This is a genomic window from Flavobacterium branchiophilum NBRC 15030 = ATCC 35035, from assembly GCF_002217205.1.
Classification (GTDB): Bacteria; Bacteroidota; Bacteroidia; order Flavobacteriales; family Flavobacteriaceae; genus Flavobacterium; species Flavobacterium branchiophilum.
In genome coordinates this window covers 56,545-65,456 of record NZ_MUGT01000081.1, presented here as the reverse complement: position 1 = coordinate 65,456, position 8,912 = coordinate 56,545, and the positions used below count along the sequence as shown (strand labels likewise).

The following is an 8,912-nucleotide window of genomic DNA, read 5'->3' as shown; positions in this document are numbered from 1 at the left end:
AACAATAAATAAAAACCCAGGATTTAAACCAATGCTATTCAGGGCTTTTATGGGTTTATAAAACGTTTTTAGTTAGGATTTTATAAGGATTTGGTTGCTCTTTTTTTGGAGGGATTTTAAGAAAGATAAACCATAATGTTAAAAAACCAAATCAAATATTTCGTATTTTTGCACAAATGATTTAAATGATTTAGATGAAAAGTAAAAAATTAATATCGTTTGATTGGGCTATCAAAAGACTTTTGAGAAATAAGGCCAACTTTGTGGTACTTGAAGGTTTTTTGAGCGAATTGTTGTTTGACAACATCAAAATAGAACAAATTCTTGAAAGCGAAAGCAATCAAGAACATGACGATGACAAATTCAATCGTGTAGATATTTTGACTCATAACTCTAAAAATGAACTAATTATCATCGAAATTCAATCTACTTACGAAATAGATTACTTCCACAGAATGGCTTATGGCACTTCAAAAGCCATTTCAGAAAATCATAAATTAGGAGCTAAATATTTGAATGTCAAAAAAGTCATTTCAATCAATATCGTTTATTTCGACCTTGGGCAAGGGCAAGATTATATTTATCGGGGCAAAACCATTTTTAAAGGTTTACACCAAAACGATATTTTAGGCTTATCCGAAAAACAAAAGCAAACTTTTGTAAAACAAGAAGTGGCCGATATTTTCCCTGAATATTATTTATTGAAAGTAAACCAGTTCAACGACATTGCAAAAGACACGTTGGACGAATGGGTGTATTTCCTAAAAAACAGCGAAGTAAAAGACAACTTCAAAGCCAAAGGTTTAAAAGAAGCCAACGATGTTTTGGACATTATGCGACTTGAAAAAGAAGACCAATACAGCTACCACCGCTATATGGATAGTTTAAGTTTAAAGGCAAGTGAGGCTTTTACTTTGCAAAACGAAGCGGAATTTAAAATTAAGGAGGATATTGCAAAAAATGGTATAAAAGAAGGATTTGACAATTTGACAATTCATAAAATCACAAAGTTACCTATAGAAAAAATAGAAGCGTTAAGAAGCGAAACAAACAATTAAATCTTTTACCAATAGCCAGAATTTCGTTGGAGTGTGTAGCACCAACAATAAATAAAAACCCATGATTTAAACTAATGCTATTCAGGGGTTTATAAAACGTTTTTAGTTAGGATTATATAATAGTTTGGTTATACCAAACAGCTAGAATTTATTCGTTTTTTTAAATTGTATTCATGTATATTTTATAATTCCTTGCACCTGAAACCGAGCAATGTAACTCATTTTCAATTACTTACCCTTTGTTTTTCAAGAGAACTCATAGCAGCTAGTTAACCATAAGGTTTTCTCGGGGTGTATCTCGTATTCGATAGATCGCAAGAAGTTGATTGTTCATGAAATAAAGCATTATCATACGGTCATTTCTATTTTTATGAAATCATTTTTTGGAAAACCAATGCCCTAGCCCAGACAGGAATGGAAAGCCCGCAAAACAAAAAAAGTAGGGGTTCTTGCAAAAAAAAAGCGACCTAAGAAGCTCTTTTTTTTGCATTAGAACCCCACTTTTTTTGTTGTGGACTTGGAATGGATGGCTGGAAATAGCTCCAAATGATTAAACCCAAATTAAGCATTAGAAATCTATTATAATCTAATTCAATTATTAAGCACACGGATAAACACAGATGTAAACAAACACGGATAAAAAAAAACAGATAAAAATCCGTGTTTACGAAGTATCCGTGTAATCCGTGTTCAATTATTAAGCAGACGTATAAACACAGATGTAAACAAACACGGATTAAAAAAAAACAGATAAAAATCCGTGTTTACGAAGTATCCGTAACTACTTCAAACACGAGCACAAAAGGCGAACTGGCGAAGCAATTAAGCACTTTATTCACTTTTTAATATTGTTTTTTGGAGTTCATCAATCTACGATGTCTCCTTTTTTAAATGTTAATATATTAATATATTCTAAAATTTTAAAAAGTCCGTGAGCACTTAATTTTCTTGTATTTTTAGATTTCATTACGAAGTCTAATGCGAAATTTTGGTTAAAAAAAATAGTTGAAATGGTGCCCAAAAAGTGTTTATAATCCATTTCAAAACCATTGGTTATAGAAGTTATGTTTTAAATGTTTTGGTTTGTTTTTTTTCTTATTTTTGTGGTTTACTTTTAATTATTCCAACATGAAAAAACGGTTTTTCAAAATACAATGGGCTGTAATATGGTTGTTTTTTGTAGCGGCTTGTTCAAAACCCGACTTGGAAACCCATCCGAAAGGCTATTCTATTTCAGGAAATTGGATTCAAAAAGATGGGGCAACAAAACAATTTATTGGGGCGAATGCGTTTCATAGTTTTGGAGCAGGAAGTGCCGATATGAATGCCTGGAAGTTGGATATTGTTCGGGAATTTATAGGCAATGTAAGTGAAATTCCTGTAACTGGAAATCCAATTTTGGACCAAAATGGGGCTTATTTACATTCGTTACAAAAAATTGTTGATTCCAATAGGCAAAATAACAAAGTTACCGTTCTTTGTGCTTTTGGGTGGAACGGACAACCCGCTACATTGTTTTCGGGGAAACGCCCTACACAAACGGCTTTTTGGAACGCTTTCAAGAGCCAACTTCAGGCTTGGGCAACGCACTTCAAAGAGCAAAACGATGTTTGGATAGAAGTTTGGAACGAACCTTATCGCTATGACCGAGCGGATGGCTACACAGATGCTATTTGGTTTGAAGACATGTCGGAATTGGTTCAAATCATAAGAAACACGGGCAATGCCAACATCATTGTAGTGCCCTGTGCCGAGCAAGGACAAGATGCTTCTGTTTTGATCAATAAAGGAACCGCTTTTTTGGCTCAACATTCCAATATCCTGTTTGATATTCATGCGTATGAAAAATGGTTGTTAGAATCCAATAGTTTGATTACCAATAGATTAAACTCTTTGCAACACCTTCAAATTCCAATTATTTTTGGCGAAATTGCTCCCATGAATGCAGGGATTTTGATGGAAACAGCCCCTTTTTTGAATCAGATTCATGCCCGTGGAATTTCCATTTGTGCTTGGGTTTGGAAATATGATGCCAGTGATACCGATGCGTTACTGTTTGAAGACGGAACCCCAAACAACAACAATAACAACAACTGGGGGAGCACTTTCAAAGAAATTGCTCAAAGAAATAGAGTGTTTTGAAATAATATTTTAACAAAAAATAAAAAAACATTGTTTTACAGATACTAAAATTAAAAACCCGCAGTTAATTCTTTTATTAAAATTTCATTCTGTTTGGCTTGGTATTGGGCTTCGTGCCATCTTAATTGTGCTGCAACATAATTGAGTTGTGCTGTTCTTAATTCTATTGTGCTTATGGTTCCTATTTTGAATTTAGCTAATGTAATGTCTAAATTTTGTTTGGCAATAACAACATTTTTAGCTTCAATGTCTATCAAATTCAAATGGGTTTTAAACCTTTCAAACAAAATGGATAACTGACTTTCTATTTCTAATTTTTGTTTTTCGTATGTCAAATTGGTATTTTCAATAGCCTTTTGTGCTAATTTTTCGTTGCGTTGTTGCAAGTTACCATTAAAAACAGGTACTGAAGCTGAAAATCCGTAAACCAAACCTTTTCCAGAAGATTGTGTTACAAAGCCCAATGAAGCTTCGGTATGGGTAAAATTGTATCCTGTATTGATTTTAACGACGGGGTATCTTGATGCTTTGGCTTGTTTGAGTTGCCATTCGGCTGCATTTTTGGACAAAATCAGTGTTTGTAATTGTGGGTTTTGTTGCAAGGCTTTTTCTAGCAAGCTGTTTTTTTCGATTAGGTTTTGAATGTTAAAATCATTTTCAATTTCAAAAACGTGCTCTAGTGGCTGATTCGTCAGTTGGTTTAATGCAATAAGGCTTTCTTTTATCTGCTGTTTTTGTTGCAAAATCAAACTCTGATCGCTATTCAAATCCACTTGAGCATTCAGTACTTCTAGTTTTGAGGCTTTGCCAATGCTATATCTATTTTGTGCCAGCTGCAACCGCTCTTTTGATACTGTCCATGCGGTGTCGAGTGCTTTTAATTGTTGTTTTTGTTGAATCAAACCATAATACGTTTGATACAATTCGCTCATTTTAGAAACTATGGCTAATTTTAATTGTGAGGCACTTTGCTTTTCCAGCACTTTTAATTGCTCTCGTTTTGCAAACATTTTCATTCCATCAAAAAGCGTCCAGTCTAGCCCCACACCATACGTTAGGTTACTGTTTTTGGCTCCATTCAGCGTTTTTTGATTGCCATCGGATTGGGTTTGTGTGGTGTTGAACAAACTGTTATTATTGTTTATAGAAGCCGTTATATTGGGCAACATTCCAGCATTGCCAATGGTGTTATTGATTTGTGCTACGGCTAGATCATTTTGTGCTAACTTAATATCAAAATGGTGTTCTAATACAAGTGCTGCTGCTTTTTCGATTGTTAAAATGTCTTGTGCTTCTGTATTTTGTATCAAAAACAAAGTAAAAAATAGTCCTATTTTCTTTTTTAAATTCATGTTAATTCATATCTTATTAAGCCTCATGTGCATGATTGGTGGCATTATTTTTTTGGTTTTTGGACCACATCAAATATATGGAAGGGATTACAAATAGGGTTAATACCAACGAAAATACGGTACCCCCAACGATTACAACACCCATGCCAATTCTACTTTTGGCAGCTGCACCAAGTGATAAGGCAATTGGCAAAGCCCCCAAAGCAATGGCTAAACTGGTCATTAAAATGGGTCTCAATCTGGAGCTTGCAGCTTCTAAAATGGCATCGTATTTTGGTTTGCCATGTTCTTGTAATTGATTGGCAAATTCTACAATTAAAATACCATTTTTAGTAACCAATCCAATTAACATTACGGTTCCAATTTGGCTAAAGATATTCCATGTTTGACCAAACAACCACAACGAAAATAAAGCCCCGGCCACCGCCATTGGTACTGTAAGTATAATAATAAACGGATCGATAAAACTTTCAAATTGCGCTGCCAATATCAAATATATAAGCAACAATGCCAATCCAAAAGCAAACGATGTGTTGGAACTACTCTCAACAAAATCTCGAGATTCTCCTCCTAAATCTGTTGTAAAACTATCGTCTAATACCTTGTCTCTAATCCGATTCATGGCTTCAATGCCCTCGCCCATACTTTTGCCCGGTGCTAAACTTGCCATAATGGTGGCCGACATGTTTCTATTGTTGTGATACAATTGTGGTGGATTACTTTTTTCTATTAGTTGGACCACATTGTCTATTTGAATCAAAGTTCCTTGGTTGTTTCTTACAAACATCGAGGTTAAATCCATTGGTTTTGAACGGTCTTTTTGTTCAAATTGTCCAATTACTTGGTATTGTTTACCATTTTTTTGAAAATAACCAAATCGTTGTCCACTCAATCCCAATTGCAAAGTTTGTGCAATATCTAAAACCGAAATCCCTAAACTTTTGGCTTTTGCTCTATCTACAATAATGTTGATTTCTGGTTTATTAAATTTTAAGTTCACGTCTGTTATTGCAAATGTAGCATCTTTTGAAGCCTCTTCCATAAAAAGCGGTATTTTTTCTTTTAATTTTTCAAAAGAACTCGCCTGAATGATATATTGTATGGGTAACCCCCCTCTTTTGTTTACTGCAATTGTGGGCTGCTCCGATACTGATGTTTTGGCTTCTGGATATTGCTTTGTCCATTTTGTAAGTGCTTCGGCTATATCTTTTTGCGATTTTTTGCGGTCTTCTGGATTAATCAAAGCAATTCTTGCCCGTCCACTATTGGTAGCCGAAGCATTGAATCCTGGTGCTGTCAAAATCAAACTGACTCGTTTTTCAGGCACAGAATCGTCTATCAACCTTGATATTTCTTGCATAAACCTATCCGTATATTCATAGGACGAGCCTTCTGCGGTGGTTGTGGTTAGTACAATGGCACTGCGGTCGTCATAAGGGGCTGTTTCTTTTTTTAGAATATTAAAAAATAAAAAAATCATACCAAAACAAAGCGTCAAAATAATGAAACTCCATTTTTTATATACTAAAAATCGTTCTAATGCACCACTATATCCGAGATTCATTTTAACAAAGAATGGCTCTGTCATTTCATAAAACTTAGATTTTTTTTGCACACCACCTTTCATCAAATAAGCGTTTAGCATGGGGGTTAGTGTTAGCGATACAAAGGCCGAAATCAATACTGCGGCTCCAATAACAACTCCAAATTCTCTAAACAATCGGCCCACAAATCCTTCTAAAAAAATGACAGGCAAAAATACGGCTGCTAGTGTTACCGAAATAGAAATTACGGCAAAAAATATTTCATTTGATCCTGCAATGGCTGCCTCCATAGGCGTCATGCCTTCTTCTACTTTTTTGAAAATATTTTCGGTTACTACAATTCCATCATCAACTACTAATCCTGTGGCCAAAACTATTGCCAAAAGTGTTAATACATTTACCGAAAAGCCAAACAACCACATGATAAAAAAAGTAGCTATCAACGACACGGGAATGTCTATTAATGGCCTAAATGCTATGGCCCAATCTCTAAAAAACAAGTAAATAATTAAGATAACCAAAATGATTGAAATCAACAAGGTTTCGGCAACTTCTACCACCGATTTTTTTACAAATACGGTGTTGTCTATGGCTATATTAAGCTGAATGTCTTTGGGTAAATCTTTTTTAAGGGACTCAAATTTTTTGTAAAATGCTTTAGAAATGTCCAAATAATTGGCTCCAGGAAGTGGTACTACGGCAATTCCAATAAGTGGCAAACCAGATTGTGCCATTTTGGTTTCTACATTTTCAGGTCCCAAAACAGCATTTCCTATATCGCTAAACCGAATCATTTTATCGCCTACATTTTTTATGATAATATTGTTAAACTCTTCAGAATTGGTTAAGCTGCCTATCGTTTTTACAGTCAATTCGGTGTTGTTTCCTGTCAATTTACCCGAAGGTAATTCTACATTTTGCTGGCTTAATGCTGTTTTTACATCCGAAACCGTACAGCCAAATGAAGCTAATTTTATCGGATCTATCCACAATCGCATGGCATATTTTTTTTGTCCCCAAATTTGTACACCGCTCACTCCCGGTATGGTTTCGAGCTGTGGTGCTATTCGGTTTTCAGCAAAATCGCTCAACTCCAAATCACTACGGGTATTGCTCTGAATTGTCATCGAAATAATAGCATCTGCATTAGCATCCGCTTTGGATACCACGGGTGGTGCATCAAGATCTTTTGGCAAACTTCTGGCCGCAATAGCTACTTTGTCTCGCACATCATTGGCAGCCGTTTCCAAATCTTTATCCAAATTAAATTCTACCGTAATGTTACTCGTTCCTTGAACACTCGACGAACTTATATTTTTAATTCCATCAATGGCATTTATTGCTTTTTCAATGGGTTCAGTTATTTGAGACTCAATAATATCTGCATTGGCTCCTGCATAATCTGTTCGAATGGATACCTGTGCAGGATCAATCGAAGGAAACTCTCTAACTCCTAAAAAACTGTACCCAATAATACCAAATAAAATGATAGCCAAATTGAGTACTATCGTTAGTACAGGTCTTTTGATGCTTAGTGTAGATAAACTCATGCTTTTGTATTTGATTTTAACTTTTGATGATCCAAATAATTAAGTTGTTTTTAAATAGGATTATTGGTACAATAACTCATTTTTTCAATTGCTAATCAAAAATAAGATGCAAATAACCGCTATTTGACCATGACTTTTATTGGTGCTTCGTCTTTTAGAGCCATTACACCAGTTGTTACCAATGTGTCGCCTGCATGAAGTCCAGACAATACCAAAACCGAACTGTCTGTTCGGGTGGCTGTGGTAATTTTTACTTCTTTGGCCTGTCCGTTGTTGGCAATATATACCTTTTTACCCCCCTGAAAGGGTACAACAGCTTCCGTAGGAATTAGTAATGCGTTGTCTATCACATCCAATGGAAGCTGGATGGTTACAAATGCTCCTGCCATCAATTTGCCAGCAATATTGGTTGTTTTGGCTCGTACTTTTAGGGTGCGGGTATTGGCTTCTATTTGTGGTTCAAGTGCATATACTTGTGCCTGATATTGTTGGCTGTCATTGGCCAATGAAAATTGTAATTTGACCTTATTTTGAATTCGTGAAGCATATTTCTCTGGAATCGAAAATGTAAGTTTCAATTGGTCTGTATTTAATAAATTGGCAACTAATACACTTGGAGTAATGTAAGTGCCTGGCGAAATATTTCGCAAACCAATCTTGCCAGAAAACGGCGCTTTTACTAGTGTTTTAGACTTTTGAGCGGCTACCAGTTGTGTTTGAGCTTGAGCCGATTTTAAATCCGCATTGGCTATTTCGTATTCTTCTTGACTAATCGCTTCTTTTTGAAGCAATAACTTCGCTCTTCGCTCATTTTCAGCGGCCAAATGTGCTTTGGTTTTGGCCTGTTGCAACAACGCATTGATTTCTACATCATTAATTTTAAACAACAATTGACCTTGGGCTACTTGACTACCTTCTTGAAAAAAAATCTGGGTTACAATGCCCGATATTTCGCTATGAATTTCTATTTGTTCACTCGCTTCTAAAGCTCCTGATAGCATCAAATCATCATTAAAAACTTCCGATTTTAGCACAATTCCCATAACCTTGGCCGCAGGTTTTTTGCCCGATTTGTCCTTTCCTTTGTCTTCCGAATTACTATTTTTTTGTATTCTAAAAACAATCAATCCTCCCAATCCTAAGATAATAAATCCTAAAATGATGTTTTTTAATTTCATATTGTAGCTTTTTAACTAATTAATACCAAATATATTTATATAAATTGTCCGAATATGCGAAGTTATTTTTTAGAAAAAATTAAAAAAA

At 35.1% G+C, this 8,912-nt stretch carries 5 protein-coding genes; 2 read left to right on the top strand and 3 right to left on the bottom strand.

All coding sequences use genetic code 11. The features are described from left to right. Positions 1–194 precede the first annotated feature (194 nt). Both B0A58_RS10080 and B0A58_RS10075 read left to right on the top strand, forming a co-directional pair. Positions 195–1,058 carry an Rpn family recombination-promoting nuclease/putative transposase gene (locus tag B0A58_RS10080; RefSeq protein ID WP_089080950.1) on the top strand — a complete coding sequence of 288 codons (864 nt, stop codon included), beginning with the start codon at positions 195–197 and terminating at the stop codon, positions 1,056–1,058. Between the two features lie 1,128 nt (positions 1,059–2,186). Continuing rightward, a complete protein-coding gene (locus B0A58_RS10075) occupies positions 2,187–3,200 on the top strand; it encodes a cellulase family glycosylhydrolase (RefSeq protein WP_089080949.1) in 1,014 nt (337 codons plus the stop codon). A 50-nt stretch (positions 3,201–3,250) separates the two neighbouring features. On the opposite strand, the gene B0A58_RS10070 is transcribed toward B0A58_RS10075, so the two are convergent. The 3 genes from B0A58_RS10070 to B0A58_RS10060 form a co-directional block, all read right to left on the bottom strand. Then, entirely contained in the window at positions 3,251–4,552 is a 1,302-nt protein-coding gene (locus tag B0A58_RS10070) for a TolC family protein (RefSeq protein ID WP_089080948.1), read from the bottom strand. A gap of 16 nt (positions 4,553–4,568) precedes the next feature. Next, positions 4,569–7,646 carry an efflux RND transporter permease subunit gene (locus tag B0A58_RS10065; protein ID WP_089080947.1) on the bottom strand — a complete coding sequence of 1,026 codons (3,078 nt, stop codon included), beginning with the start codon at positions 7,644–7,646 and terminating at the stop codon, positions 4,569–4,571. A gap of 119 nt (positions 7,647–7,765) precedes the next feature. Then, entirely contained in the window at positions 7,766–8,824 is a 1,059-nt protein-coding gene (locus B0A58_RS10060; protein WP_089080946.1) for an efflux RND transporter periplasmic adaptor subunit, read from the bottom strand. Between the last annotated feature and the right edge of the window lie 88 nt (positions 8,825–8,912).